The sequence below is a fragment of the Corynebacterium sp. HMSC066C02 genome (genome assembly GCF_001814945.1).
Classification (GTDB): Bacteria; Actinomycetota; Actinomycetes; order Mycobacteriales; family Mycobacteriaceae; genus Corynebacterium; species Corynebacterium aurimucosum.
The window spans coordinates 57,570-70,327 of record NZ_KV818476.1 but is presented as its reverse complement, the minus strand read 5'-3'; the positions used below and the strand labels follow the sequence as shown (position 1 = coordinate 70,327).

The 12,758-nt window shown below is 59.1% G+C and carries 12 protein-coding genes; 5 read left to right on the top strand and 7 right to left on the bottom strand.

Features of this window, described 5'->3' with window-relative positions; translation table 11 throughout:
* Position 1: 1 nt before the first annotated feature.
* Both HMPREF2996_RS11485 and gyrA read right to left on the bottom strand, forming a co-directional pair.
* The gene (locus tag HMPREF2996_RS11485; protein WP_070731425.1) at positions 2 to 349 is read right to left on the bottom strand and encodes a DUF3566 domain-containing protein; all 348 of its coding nucleotides are present in this window, start codon (positions 347 to 349) and stop codon (positions 2 to 4) included.
* A 3-nt stretch (positions 350 to 352) separates the two neighbouring features.
* Complete coding sequence (gene gyrA, locus HMPREF2996_RS11480; RefSeq protein ID WP_070731424.1) at positions 353 to 2,941, bottom strand: DNA gyrase subunit A; 2,589 nt, start codon at positions 2,939 to 2,941, stop codon at positions 353 to 355.
* Positions 2,942 to 3,020: 79 nt separating this feature from the next.
* Between gyrA and HMPREF2996_RS11475 the strand changes: the two genes are divergently transcribed.
* Genes HMPREF2996_RS11475 through HMPREF2996_RS11460 form a run of 4 tightly spaced genes read left to right on the top strand, consistent with a single transcriptional unit; the run spans position 3,021 to position 4,452 of the window.
* Positions 3,021 to 3,242, top strand: a complete 222-nt coding sequence (locus tag HMPREF2996_RS11475) for a CopG family transcriptional regulator (RefSeq protein WP_070444506.1) — start codon at positions 3,021 to 3,023, stop codon at positions 3,240 to 3,242.
* A complete protein-coding gene (locus tag HMPREF2996_RS11470; RefSeq protein ID WP_070731423.1) occupies positions 3,239 to 3,499 on the top strand; it encodes a cell filamentation protein Fic in 261 nt (86 codons plus the stop codon). The genes HMPREF2996_RS11475 and HMPREF2996_RS11470 overlap by 4 nt, the downstream gene beginning before the upstream one ends.
* Before the next feature lie 49 nt (positions 3,500 to 3,548).
* On the top strand, positions 3,549 to 3,995 hold the full coding sequence (locus HMPREF2996_RS11465) for a hypothetical protein (protein ID WP_070444510.1): 447 nt from the start codon (positions 3,549 to 3,551) through the stop codon (positions 3,993 to 3,995).
* A gap of 10 nt (positions 3,996 to 4,005) precedes the next feature.
* Entirely contained in the window at positions 4,006 to 4,452 is a 447-nt protein-coding gene (locus HMPREF2996_RS11460) for a DUF6918 family protein (protein WP_070731422.1), read from the top strand.
* A gap of 72 nt (positions 4,453 to 4,524) precedes the next feature.
* On the opposite strand, the gene gyrB is transcribed toward HMPREF2996_RS11460, so the two are convergent.
* The 5 genes from gyrB to dnaA all read right to left on the bottom strand — a co-directional run bounded on the left by gyrB (position 4,525) and on the right by dnaA (position 11,813).
* The gene (gene gyrB / locus HMPREF2996_RS11455) at positions 4,525 to 6,573 is read right to left on the bottom strand and encodes a DNA topoisomerase (ATP-hydrolyzing) subunit B (RefSeq protein ID WP_070731421.1); all 2,049 of its coding nucleotides are present in this window, start codon (positions 6,571 to 6,573) and stop codon (positions 4,525 to 4,527) included.
* A 130-nt stretch (positions 6,574 to 6,703) separates the two neighbouring features.
* A complete protein-coding gene (locus HMPREF2996_RS11450; protein ID WP_070444516.1) occupies positions 6,704 to 7,246 on the bottom strand; it encodes a DciA family protein in 543 nt (180 codons plus the stop codon).
* On the bottom strand, positions 7,239 to 8,417 hold the full coding sequence (gene recF / locus HMPREF2996_RS11445) for a DNA replication/repair protein RecF (protein WP_070444518.1): 1,179 nt from the start codon (positions 8,415 to 8,417) through the stop codon (positions 7,239 to 7,241). The genes HMPREF2996_RS11450 and recF overlap by 8 nt, the downstream gene beginning before the upstream one ends.
* A gap of 5 nt (positions 8,418 to 8,422) precedes the next feature.
* Positions 8,423 to 9,604, bottom strand: a complete 1,182-nt coding sequence (gene dnaN / locus HMPREF2996_RS11440) for a DNA polymerase III subunit beta (protein ID WP_070444520.1) — start codon at positions 9,602 to 9,604, stop codon at positions 8,423 to 8,425.
* A 577-nt stretch (positions 9,605 to 10,181) separates the two neighbouring features.
* Positions 10,182 to 11,813 carry a chromosomal replication initiator protein DnaA gene (dnaA, locus tag HMPREF2996_RS11435; protein WP_070444522.1) on the bottom strand — a complete coding sequence of 544 codons (1,632 nt, stop codon included), beginning with the start codon at positions 11,811 to 11,813 and terminating at the stop codon, positions 10,182 to 10,184.
* A gap of 798 nt (positions 11,814 to 12,611) precedes the next feature.
* Between dnaA and rpmH the strand changes: the two genes are divergently transcribed.
* Entirely contained in the window at positions 12,612 to 12,755 is a 144-nt protein-coding gene (gene rpmH / locus HMPREF2996_RS11430; protein ID WP_003847033.1) for a 50S ribosomal protein L34, read from the top strand.
* The last annotated feature ends 3 nt before the right edge of the window (positions 12,756 to 12,758 follow it).

Genomic DNA, 12,758 nt, shown 5'->3' with positions numbered 1-12,758 from the left:
GCTAGTTAATCGGTTCGTCTTGCAGTCGAATCTTGAATCCACCAAAGACGTCCACGATGGCGTTGTAGATGACAGCCATCAGGGGCGCCAAGATGGTCATCAGCACAGCAATAATGGCACCAAACAGTGCGGCCGCAGAGACGACCAACCCGAAGGAAACCTCAAAGCCGCCGCCGACACCGCCGACGAGGCTATTGAAGGAATCCCAGATGCCTGCCTGGTCAAGGCCGACGTACAACAAGCACACGGCGATGAGCCAGGCCACGAGGCCGACGAGGGACATGGCCAAGCCAACGCGGAACGCCGACATGGGCGAAATCCGGGCGAGGTGAAGCTCTCGTCCAATCATGGGTTACTCCTCGTCCTTATCGGCATCCTTGCTGTCAGCTTCGTCCTGCTGGGAGTCTTCGCCAGACTTGAGGTGCTCAGGCTTGACGTCTTCCACGGACTTCTCACCCTTGGCTACTGCCTGGGCGTCTTCCTCACCATCGTCCTCAACGTTGCGGTCGATGGCCAGCAGCTCGACGTCATCAGCCAGGTTAACCAGGCGAACGCCCATAGTGGCGCGGGAGCTCGGACGGATCTGGTTGACCTCGGTGCGGACAACGCCACCGGCAGAGGTAATGGCGAAGATCTCGTCGTCTTCGTCGACGGAGATGGCCGCAATGAGCTTGCCGCGCTTCGGGGTGTACTTGAAGGTCATCACGCCGAGGCCACCGCGGCCCTGCGGGGTGTACTCCTCAATCGCGGTGCGCTTGCCGTAACCGCCGGAGGTGGCAACCAGGAGGAACTGGCCGTCGTTGACAACAGACATGGACAGCAGCTGGTCATCGCCGCGGAAACGCATGCCCTTCACGCCGGCGGTAGCGCGGCCCATCGGGCGGAGCTGGTCGTCGTCGGCAGTAAAGCGGATGGCCTGACCCTGCTCAGAGGTAAGCAGGATGTCATCGCCCTCGTTGACCAGCTGAGCGCCGATCAGCGCATCGCCCTCGTTGAGGTTGATGGCGATGAGACCGGCGGAACGCGCGGACTCGTAGTCGGTGAGGCGGGACTTCTTCACGCGGCCTTGCTGGGTAGCAAGGACCAGGTACGGAGCGTCCTCGTAGGACTGAATCTGGATGACCTGGGCGATCTTCTCCTCCGGCTGGAACTCCAGCAGGTTGGCCACGTGCTGACCGCGGGCGGTGCGCCCAGCTTCCGGGAGCTCGTAGGCCTTGAGGCGGTAGACGCGGCCGAAGTTGGTGAAGAACAGGATCCAGTCGTGCGTGGAGCAGACGAAGAAGTTCTTGACAATATCGTCTTGCTTGAGCTCCGCGCCGCGCACGCCCTTGCCGCCACGCTTCTGTGCCTTGTAGGCATCCACCTTGGTGCGCTTGGCGTAGCCGGTAGCGGTGATGGTGACCACGACGTTCTCGCGGGCGATGAGGTCCTCATCGGAAACGTCTCCGGAGGCAGCGACAATCTGGGTGCGACGCTCATCGCCGTATTTCTCGACGATTTCCTCCAGCTCATCGTGAACGATCTGACGCTGACGCTCGTCGCGGGCCAGAATGTCCTTGAGGTCTGCGATGATCTCCTCGATCTCCGCCAACTCATCAATGATCTTCTGACGCTCCAGAGCGGCCAGGCGACGCAGACGCATGGCCAGGATGGCATCGGCCTGGATCTCGTCGACGCCGAGAAGCTGCATCAGGCCCTCGCGTGCCTCATCCACCGTCGGGGAACGGCGGATGAGCGCGATGACCTCATCGAGCATGTCGAGCGCCTTGACCAGACCGCGCAGGATATGGGCGCGCTTCTCGGCCTCATCGAGGCGGAACTGGGTCCGGCGGACGATGACCTCAATCTGGTGAGCCACGTAGTAGCTCAGCATTTGGTCCAGGCGCAGGGTGCGCGGCACGCCATCCACGATGGAAAGCATGTTAGCGCCGAAGGAGGTCTGCAGCTGGGAGTGCTTGTACAGGTTATTAAGGACAACGCGGGCTACGGCGTCACGCTTGAGGGTGACCACGATGCGCATGCCCACACGGTCAGAGGATTCATCCTCAATCTTGGCGATTCCGGCGATCTTGCCGTTGACCACAGACTCCGCAATATTGGAGATCATGTTGTCCGGGTTGACCTGGTAAGGCAGCTCAGTGATAACGATGGTCTGGCGGTTGCCCACCTCCTCAATGGAGGTCACGCCGCGCATGCGGATGGAGCCGCGGCCGGTGGTGTAGGCATCCTTGATGCCGTGATCACCGACAATGAGGCCCGCAGTCGGGAAATCTGGGCCCTTGACGCGTTCCATGCAGGCGGCCAAGGCTTCTTCCTCAGAAGCATTCGGGTTATCCAGCAACCAGTAAATGGCTTCCGCCAACTCGTTGAGGTTGTGCGGCGGAATGTTCGTGGCCATACCGACAGCGATACCGCCGGAGCCGTTCATCAGCAGGTTCGGAACGCGGGAGGGCAGGATAGTCGGCTCCTGCGTCTTACCGTCGTAGTTCGGCGCGAAGTCGACGGTATTTTCGCGGATATCGCGCACCATTTCCATGGCCAAGGGCGTCATACGACACTCGGTATAACGCATAGCTGCCGGGCCGTCATTACCGCGGGAGCCGAAGTTACCCTGGCCGTCGACCAGCGGGTAGCGCATGTTCCACGGCTGGGCCAAGCGCACGAGGGTGGCATAAATAGCGAAGTCACCGTGCGGGTGGAACTGACCCATCGTGTCCGAGACCGGGCGGGCGGACTTTACATAGCCGCGGTCCGGGCGGTAGCCGGAGTCATACATGGCGTAGAGGATGCGGCGGTGAACCGGCTTAAGACCGTCACGCACCTCTGGCAGGGCGCGGCCGACAATGACGGACATGGCGTAGTCGATGTAGCTCGACTCCATTTCCTCATTGATGTCAATTGGTTGGATGCGATCGAAAAGATCACCGTTATTGTCACTCATAGCGCCCAATCCTACCGTTTAGGGCCGTATAAGGCCGTTTGTGGCACGGCTGTGGTATCACAGTGATACCATTCGCGCTATGGCTATGACACTGCGCCTGACCCCGGAACAAGACCACGCGCTGACCCTGCTGGCCTCCGCGCAAGGAACCTCCAAGCACGAGACGGTGGTCCGCGCCATCGTTGCGGCAGCAGCACGAACCCTCTCGGATGCCGCCGTGCAGGACACCGCGCGCCGGCTGCTGCCTGGGCGTTCAGAATTAGAAGCGGAGATCCGCCAAGCCCGGGGAGGGCGTCAATGAGCGCAGAACAGCTGCTCCTCGTCGCGCGGGAGTTCTGCCAGGCCTATCGGGTGCGGGTTATAAACTTTGCCGCCCTGGCCGCCGCGGCGGCAGCGAGCACGGCCACCATTGAGGGAATTTCCGTTCATGGCAGCCGCTCTGCGGCGGCAGAATCACTAGAAACAGTCTTGCGCGCGGTCCCCGCTCTGAGTGGAAAGAACGAAGAATTCGCGCGATTTTGCACGGAGGTCTATCTTTCTGTTGCAGAAGTTATGTAAGTTAAACATGATAAAGAAGTCTCTATTCCCTTGTAGAAAGGAATCCCCTATGCCTTCGAAGTCTTTGAAGAAGTTTCTAGCCGCTGGTGTCGTTGCCACTACCCTCGCCACTGCCGCGACGCCGGCTGCGGGTGCTAAGACTGCTGACAATGACTGGCAAAACAACAAGAACCCCAACTTCCAGCAGGGCGAAGCAGGCTCCTCCCTGACCGGTTCCACGCCGATCGACATGACGCTCATCATCGGCGGTAGCATCGCCGCCGCAGCAGCACTGCTCAAGTTGGTAGTGGATAATGTCCCGGCACTGCGCGCCCAGGTGGACGAGTTTGCCGCCCAAATCGGGATGGCCGGCTCCTCCGGTTCTTCCGAGAACAACCGCCTCTACGAAGGTGGCCTCGACTTTGACCTCGAGCGCCTTGCCCGCACCAATGGTTTCCCGGAGATTGCTGACCAGCTCGCCGCGCTCAAGGCAGGATCCAGCGCACCGGCACAGTAAGCTCGCCTGTATGACAAACCTCACCCAGCTTCTCCAATCCCCTACCCGCAACGCCGTGGTGGCGGACTTGGCCACGGCCGCCGATGACACCGTCTCTTCGCTCTCTGGCATTTCCGGAATGGCCTTCAAGGGCGCTCTAGCCGCCGCAAAGAAGGCAGATTCTAAGGTCTTATCCAAGGGAATCCACCAGATGCTCCCGGAGCTGCTTAACAGCCTGGATTCCTACTGGAAGGAATTCGAGGGCTCTGAGCAGTCTGACTTCGGCACCTACCTGGACGGACGCAGCGCTGAGGTTACAGAGGTCATCTTGACTACTGCGGACAAAGCCGCTGAGGACGTAAAGGCTCCTGGCATCGCTCGCACCTACAAGTCACTGCGCGGCAAAGCCTCCTCCATCTTGGAACCTAACGTGGCGACCATCGGCCGCGTTCTGCAGCGCCACATGGGCACTGTCTAAGAGCGCGCTTGATGACGAAAAAAGACCAGCGCCTCATATGAGGTGCTGGTCTTTGCGGGTTTTACCTAGCGCTTAGACGTCAAGGAAGCGGACGTCCTTCGCGCGGCGGGTAATGAAGGAGCGGCGAGCAGACACGTCATCACCCATGAGGATGGAGAAGAGCTCGTCGGCGCGCTGAGCATCCTCCAAGTCCACGCGACGGAGCACGCGGGTGGTCGGATCCAGGGTGGTCTCCCACAGCTCGGCGGCGTTCATCTCACCCAGACCCTTGTAGCGCTGGATACCGTCATCCTTGTTGATCTTGCGGCCCTCTTCCAGGCCCTCGGCGAGCTGCTCATCGCGCTCGGCATCGGAGAAGGCGTAGCCCGGCTGGCCCTTCGCCCACTTCAACTTGTACAGCGGCGGATTAGCCAGGAAGACGTGGCCATCCTCCACCAGCTGCGGCATGAAACGGAAGAGCAGAGTCAACAGAAGCGTGGCGATGTGCTGGCCGTCCACGTCGGCATCGGCCATGAGCACAATCTTGTCGTAGCGCAGCTTGGAAATATCAAACTCTTCGTGGATGCCGGTACCCAGGGCGGTAATGATGGCCTGGACCTCAGCGTTCTTCAGAACCTTGTCCATGCGGGCTTTTTCCACGTTGAGGATCTTGCCGCGCAGCGGCAGGATGGCCTGGAACATGGAATCGCGGCCGCCCTTAGCGGAACCGCCTGCGGAGTCACCCTCCACGATATAAAGCTCAGTGCGCTTCGAGTCCTTGGAGCGGCAATCCGCTAGCTTGCCCGGCAGGCCGCCGAGGTCACCGGCAGACTTACGGCGCACGAGCTCACGAGCCTTGCGTGCGGCCACACGGGCGTGCGCGGAGGACACGGCCTTATTGATGATGACCTTTGCCTCAGCCGGGTTGGCGTCGAACCAATCATTGAGGTGCTCGTTGACGGAACGCTGGACAAAACCACGAATTTCCGAGTTACCAAGCTTGGTCTTAGTCTGACCCTCGAACTGTGGGTCCGCCACCTTGACGGAAATAACGGCAGCAAGGCCTTCACGGCAGTCATCGCCGGAAAGGTTGCCATCCTTTTCCTTGAGGAGCTTGTGCTCCTTGGCGTAGCGGTTCATCAGGGAGGTCAGCGCAGCGCGGAAGCCTTCCTCGTGCGTACCACCCTCATGGGTGTTGATGGTGTTGGCAAAGGTGTGGACGGATTCCTTGTAGCCCTGGTTCCACTGCAGTGCGATTTCGACCTCGTGGTCCTCACCCTTGACGTCGAAGGCAACGATGGTGGGGTGAATGGCGGTCTTGGTCTTGTTGAGGTGCTCAACATAGTCCTGCAGGCCGTTCGGATAGTGATAAATAACTTCCTTGTTCTTCTTGGAAGTCTTCTCCTCGCTATCCTCGCCGTCCTTGTCGGACTTTTCCTTCTCATCGAGGGAGCTCAGGCTCACGGCGGAGTCGCCGGCTTCGGCGATCTCCTCTAGCTCGGCCTGTTCTTTGGAGATAGCGCGCTCGTCACGCAGCACAATGGTCAGGCCCTTGTTCAGGAAGGCCATCTCCTGCAGGCGGCGAGCGATCGTGTCGTAATTAAACTCGACGGTTTCGAAAATTTCCGGGTCCGGCCAGAAGCGAATGGTGGTACCGGTACCGCGAGCATTATCGCCTTCGACAAGCTCATCGGGGATGGCATTGTTGAAGTTCTGGTACCAGTGCTTACCATCGCGCTTGATGTCCGCCTCCACACGGGTGGACAAAGCGTTGACCACGGAGATACCCACGCCGTGCAGACCACCGGACACGGCATAAGATTCAGAGTCGAACTTACCGCCGGCATGCAGCTGGGTCATGACCACCTGGACGGTGGGAACGCCAGAGGCGTGCATCTCCACCGGGATACCACGGCCGTTATCGATGACCTCGATGCCGCCATCCTCACGGAGGGTGACGATGACCTTGTCGGCATAACCTGCCATCGCCTCATCGACGGAGTTGTCAACGATCTCCCAAATCAGGTGGTGCAGGCCACGGGCACCGGTGGAGCCGATGTACATACCGGGGCGCTTACGGACGGCCTCGAGGCCCTCCAGAATTGTGATTGACCCCGCATCATATGCGTGTTGTTCAGCCACGGATTCGTGTTCTCCTTTTGGCTAGAGCTAAATCTAAGACTCTAGCCATTCTACACTGTGTCCCCCCACGCAAGGGCACTGCACGCCCGTGAGAGCCCCAAATTTGCGTGAATTTCGCGGTCGCCGAAAATCAGCCGTAGGTATCTTGCGAACCCTGCGGCTTGACCCATTGGCGGCCCTCGTAATTCCGGTGCTGCTTAGGACCCTGAATGTGCAGCTTAACCACCACGTCTGGGCCCAGGCGATCCGCAATTTTTTGCAAGATGGGGCGCTGCAGGTAGCGCAACTCGGTAGCCCAGCTGGAGGAATCACACGCCACGTAGACAACCTGCTCTTTGATGTTGAGCGGTTGCGTATGCGCAGCAATGCGCTCGCCGACGAGGTTTTCCCAATTGCCCATGACCCAGCCATGGGCCAATTCGTGTTCCCAGCCGCGCTTGCCAATCTCTCGTTGGATCTGCGCGCCGAGGCTAGGGATCTCGAGGCTCCGTCGCCTGCGACGGCCATCGGGACCGCTCGGCCGACCACGCTGATAGGGCTTTGGCTGCTTCTCTGAAGATGTCTGGGCTAAGTTCATTTTGGGCGCCGGCTTATTGAGCTTCGGCGGATTTTTGGAATTGTTCCGCGTGCGCTCAAAAAGCGCCTTAACCGGATCAAAGTCTTGTTCAGTCATCCTCGTCACCGCCCGCCGTATACGGAGCGATCTCGGAGATTCGGCCCTCATCGGTATCGCAGACCGTGACCGTAAAACGTTCGATGGGCTGCAAGTTGCCGGGCAGATCCTCATCCACAGCTGCGGTGATGAGCACCTGTTCCGCACCTGCCGCGAGGTGAACGAGCTTTTCGCGGCGTTTGGCGTCCAGCTCAGCGAAGACATCATCGAGGATGAGGATCGGATCAGTGCCGTCCTGGCGCAACAAGTTGAACTCCGCCAACCGCAGGGAGATGGCATAGGACCAGGTCTCGCCGTGGCTGGCAAAGCCCTTGGCAGGGCTCGCTCCTAGATTAAGCAGCAGGTCATCGCGGTGCGGGCCAACAAGCGAGATACCGCGTTCGATCTCGCGCTGGCGCTTGCTAGCGAGTTCGGTGAGCATCATGGCCTCGATGACCTCAGGATCAGAAATATCCACCGTGGACTTGTACTCAATATTCGCCGGCCGCGATTCCGGGGCAAGCCCGGCATAGGCGGCGGGGATGAGCTCGCGGAGTTCGTCGACAAGCGCAAGGCGTGCCTGAATCACCTGCGCGCCGAGGGAAGACAGCTGTGTATCCCACACGTCGAGAGTCGCCAGCGCCGAGGCACCATCACTGTCGCTGTAGCCGCGGCGCAAGCTTGGCGACGCCGACTTCAACAACGCATTCCGCTGCTTGAGCACCTTGTCATAATCGGCCTTCACACCAGCCAAACGCGGCGTGCGCGAGGCAATGATGTCATCCAGATACTGGCGGCGCGCTGCCGGTTCGCCGCGTACGAGCGATAAATCCTCGGGGGAAAACAACACGGTTTTCACCACGCCTAGTAGCTCACGCGGGGATTTCAGGCGCGTACGGTTGATCTGCGCCTGGTTGGCCGCGTGGGGTTTGATCAGTAGGTGCGCAGTGAGCTCTCTGCCCTGGTTCACCGCCGTGGCGGAGATACGAGCATTGTGTGCGCCCTGGCGCACGAGGGGGGCATCGTGGGCCACACGGTGTGAGGATAGATGCGCGGTATACCCGATGGCCTCGACGATATTGGTCTTGCCGAAACCGTTGCGGCCGACAAACAAGGTAATTCCCGGTTTCAGCCTGAGGGTGAGCTCGGGCCAGGAGCGGAAGTCCCTGACATCGAGATCGCGAATATACATATGGCCTAGCCTGGCAAGCGCACTGGCATCAAGAGGTAGGTGAAATCAGTCTCCGGGGTCGGGAAAGAGCCGTCTTCGTTGGCTACCGGCAGCTCTTCCGGTTCCGGAATCATGATTGCCGGGCGCGAAGGTTCGGTGAAGCCAAAGACCACGCGGTCCGTGTGAACCACAGCCAAACCATCCTTGAGGTAGGACGGGTTGAAGGCAATAACAAAATCCTCACGGCCGTTGAAGGCGCACGGCAAGGTCTCGCTTGCACGACCAGAGTCCGCACCGGCCGCCAAGGTCACCTCACCTTCGCTGAACTCCATGCGGATCTGAGCGTTGCGATCCGTCAACAGCGAGACGCGGCGAATCGCTTCCTGGAGCGGAGCAACCTCAATGCTGGCCATGGCGCTGTGGGTCTTGGGCAGCAGCGGTGCCACGTTGGGGAAATCCGCGTCCAACATGCGGGTCGTGGTCTCGCGGTTATCCGCATGCAGGCCAAAAAGGCCTTCCGCAGCGATGTTGTCACCAGTGCCCACGGCAATTTCTACCGGGATGTTGAGGTGCGTGTCCAAGGAGCGGCCAGTCTCCTGCAGCGTCTTGGCCGGGACAAGAAGCTTGGCCTGGACATCAGGAGATACCGGCTCCCACTCGAAGGTGCGCATGGCCAGGCGGAAACGGTCCGTCGCCGTCATTTCCACGTGGGAACCATTGATGTCGATGTGCACACCTGTGAGCATCGGCAGGGTGTCATCCTTGCCGGCAGCCGCAACGACCTGGCTGATGGCCTCCACGAAGAGCTGCGGGTTAATGGTGCCGGTGACCTCCGGCAAAACAGGGAGCTGAGGGTAATCATCCAGCGGAATGAGCGGCAGCTCGAAACGGGAGGAACCACAGGTCAACAGAACTTTGTTGTCTTCCTGGGTCATCTCGATTTCCTTGTTGGGCAAGGAAGCAACGATGTCGGAAAGCAACTTACCGGCCACGGCGATGCGTCCCGGCTCATCCACCATGCCGGCGATACGCACACGGGTGGAAACTTCGTAGTCGAAGCCGGTGAATTCCAAACCATTGTCATCCGCGGTGATCAGCATGGCGCGCAGTACCGGCTGGGTGACCTTCGAGGGAAGGCTGCGCGCGACCCACGCTACGGCGTTGGCGAGGTCATCTTTGGCAACGCGAAATGACACGGACTGCTCCATGGTGGTGAGACGCTCCTCTAGTTGCGGATGGAAGATTCTTGCAAGCTCACTCCAACTTACAGGATCAGCGCCGAAGCACAGGATTTTGTCATTTACCTTCTGTGCTCTCGATGAGGGCGTGCGGTCAGGCCGGGCGCCAACGAATCACACACATCCTTTTTCTTCTTAGTTAGGGAGAAAACAAAATAGGAGTAGTAATAAGCGCTGTGGGATCTGTGGACAACCTAGCAAAAGCCAAGCTCTGAGCCGCGAATCGATCTGTGAGTCAGGGTGTGGGATCACTGTGATCAAATGACAAGAAATGTGAGTAACTGGGTCGGGGTCAAAGTTATCCACAATCCATCCCCAGATCTATCCCTGCTGATCACAGGGTTAACCACAAGGGCGATGTGCCCTCTGATCTGCTGTGGAAGAAGAAAATGTGACAAGGATCTACAAATTACAACAATGGAATTACACAGCTGTGAATAACGGTGTGGATAACTTTTTGGCGGATCGCAAAGACGCCCCTGCCCACACCCGCGGGGGAGGTTGCTGCGGGGAAGGTGGGAGGGGCGTCGCCAAGCGTTGCGTGGTGCTAACGCTGGTTGTGGTTCTTCACGCGCTGGGTCAGCGCCTGGATCTCGTCGTAGGTATTCCGGTTCTCAGTCATCTCCTTACGGATTTTGCGGTCCGCATAGATGACGGTGGTGTGGTCCTTGCCGCCGAACTGGTCACCAATCTTTGGCAGGGAGAGCTCAGTGAGTTCGCGACACAGATACATCGCTAGCTGACGGGCGTGAGCCACGGCGCGTTTCTTACCAGAACCGCGCAAGGTATCCACGTCGATGTTGAAGTAATCCGCGGTCACCTCGATGATGGCTGCCGCGGTGATTTGGCGATCTGCAGAATCCGGGGCCAGATCGTGCAGAGCAATCTCCGCCATCTCCAAACTGATCGGCTCGTTGACCAGAGAGGAATAGGCAGAAACGCGGATGAGCGCACCTTCGAGCTCGCGGATCGAAGATTCAAAGCGAGAGGCGATGAGCTCGAGAACCGAGCGATCGACGTCTGTGCCGTCCGCGGAGGCCTTCTTCATGAGGATAGCGATGCGCGTCTCTAGGTCTGGCGGCTGAATATCCGTAATCAATCCGCCCTCGAAGCGCGTGCGGAGGCGATCTTCCAGTGTGGTCAGCTGCTTCGGTGGACGGTCGGAGGACAAAATGATCTGTTTGTTGGCCTGGTGCAGCGCATTGAAGGTGTGGAAGAACTCCTCCTGGGTGGACTCTTTGCCTTCTAGGAACTGGATGTCATCGACCATGAGGATGTCCAGGTTGCGGTAGCGGCGCTTGAAGGATTCCTGGCGGTCATCACGCAGGGAGTTGATGTAGTCGTTGGTGAATTCCTCCGAGGACACGTATTTCACGCGCAGTCCCGGGTGCAGGACCTGGGCGTAGTTGCCGGCTGCGTGCAGCAGGTGCGTTTTGCCGAGGCCGGAACCGCCCCAAATAAAGAGTGGGTTATAGGCGCGCGCGGGGTTTTCCGCGACGGCCACGGCGGCGCCGTTAGCAAAGCGGTTGGAGGAACCGATGACGAAGTTCTCAAAGGTGTGCTTCGGGTTGAGAGACTTTTCTCGGTTCGGGTTGTGCGCTGGCTCCTCCCGCGGGATCCGTGCCCCGGCTGCTTCGGGGTAGCCACTGGGTGCGGTGCTTTGTTGCTCGCTGTAGTGTTGCGCCAATTCATCGAGGCTGGCTGGGGAATGCGCAGTCTCCCATGAGCGCGGCTGATGGTGGCTTGGTGTTTCTGGCTGGGAGGTTGGAGCGGGCGGTGTGGGCTGCTGGAAAGCCTGCGCCTGGTGCCCCATGCCGTGCTCGGGAGCCTCGGTTTGGATAGGGCGTTGAGGTGCGGGTGCTGGAGGCTCTTCCTGTGGTGCCGGCTGCGGGGGTGCCGCAATGGTCACGGCCAAAGAACAGGGGCGACCCATGTGCTGCGATAGAGCGCGGGTGATGTATTCCCCTAGTTCAGTTTCGATGACAGTTTTGGCGTTCTCGTGTGGCGCGGCGATCAACGCATAGCCATCACCGATCATGATGGGCTCGACGAGTTGGAGGTTGAGGCGCTGGCTATGGGAGAAGTTGGGGACATCCGAGCTTGGTTGCTCGGACTGAGCCAGCAAATCACTGACCACAGCTTTCCAGCTGGCCCGGAGGGCTGCTTGCGGATCGGACACAACGCCTACCTTCTGTGTAGTTAGAGTTCACGCGGTGCTGCCGAAGAGGCGGCCACACCTATTTGATTCTGGGAAGAAGTGGCCTTGAGAACCAAATATTTACTGCGTGACTCTGGGTGAGAATCGGGGATGGACGGATGGATAAGAAAGAGATACGGAACGAGAAATCACAAGAAGTTTGTGATTTCCACCGGAGATTCCACACGATGTTTTAGCGCGTAACCTCGGTTTCCACAAAGTTATCCACAGGTGTGAATAGGTGGTTTATCCACAGCCTATCTCATGGCTGTGGATAACTATGAATTGGCTCCTTAACGCAGTTGACCTGCGCAAACAGCAAAAGTCTCAAGTTATGATTGAGAGTTATCCACATTCTGTGGGTGACTGTGGAATTAGATTCCTCAGTTGTACCGCGTTATAAGGGCGCTGTCTAACGCGCTTTTATGCGCGCTTGACACAGTGGCGCCTAGCGCGGTGGGTGGACGGCAGGAGGCGGCGCTTGCCGCGCAGCATGTGGGCAAAAAGTGGCGTTCTAGCTGCGGATAAAAACATCTTTGTAATTTCGGGGACACCCAGTGTGTCGATTTGTTTCGCGCACTATCTGTCACGTAACCTGTGATGGTCTATCGCAACAGTGCATGGTGCACATGTTGCATGTGGGAATGCCTCGCCACGCCTCACGGCGCTTAAAGTGCGAAGCCTTATCCCCACGTACACCATTCATCAGTGGATGTTTAAGCCCAGCGCCACCAGTGGCGCGAAGCTGTGCCATCCACCAACAACTTCAAGGAGTTAATCGTGGCAAAGGGTAAGCGTACCTTCCAGCCGAACAACCGTCGTCGTGCTCGCAAGCACGGCTTCCGTACCCGCATGAGCACCCGCGCCGGCCGCGCCATCGTCGCCGCTCGTCGCAAGAAGGGTCGCGCTAAGCTCACCGCTTAATTC

Coding starts and splice junctions, on each gene's coding strand:
- HMPREF2996_RS11485 (WP_070731425.1), bottom strand. CDS start 349: ATGATTGGACGAGAGCTTCACCTCGCCCGGATTTCGCCCATGTCGGCG.
- gyrA (WP_070731424.1), bottom strand. CDS start 2,941: ATGAGTGACAATAACGGTGATCTTTTCGATCGCATCCAACCAATTGAC.
- HMPREF2996_RS11475 (WP_070444506.1), top strand. CDS start 3,021: ATGGCTATGACACTGCGCCTGACCCCGGAACAAGACCACGCGCTGACC.
- HMPREF2996_RS11470 (WP_070731423.1), top strand. CDS start 3,239: ATGAGCGCAGAACAGCTGCTCCTCGTCGCGCGGGAGTTCTGCCAGGCC.
- HMPREF2996_RS11465 (WP_070444510.1), top strand. CDS start 3,549: ATGCCTTCGAAGTCTTTGAAGAAGTTTCTAGCCGCTGGTGTCGTTGCC.
- HMPREF2996_RS11460 (WP_070731422.1), top strand. CDS start 4,006: ATGACAAACCTCACCCAGCTTCTCCAATCCCCTACCCGCAACGCCGTG.
- HMPREF2996_RS11450 (WP_070444516.1), bottom strand. CDS start 7,246: ATGACTGAACAAGACTTTGATCCGGTTAAGGCGCTTTTTGAGCGCACG.
- recF (WP_070444518.1), bottom strand. CDS start 8,417: ATGTATATTCGCGATCTCGATGTCAGGGACTTCCGCTCCTGGCCCGAG.
- dnaN (WP_070444520.1), bottom strand. CDS start 9,604: ATGGAGCAGTCCGTGTCATTTCGCGTTGCCAAAGATGACCTCGCCAAC.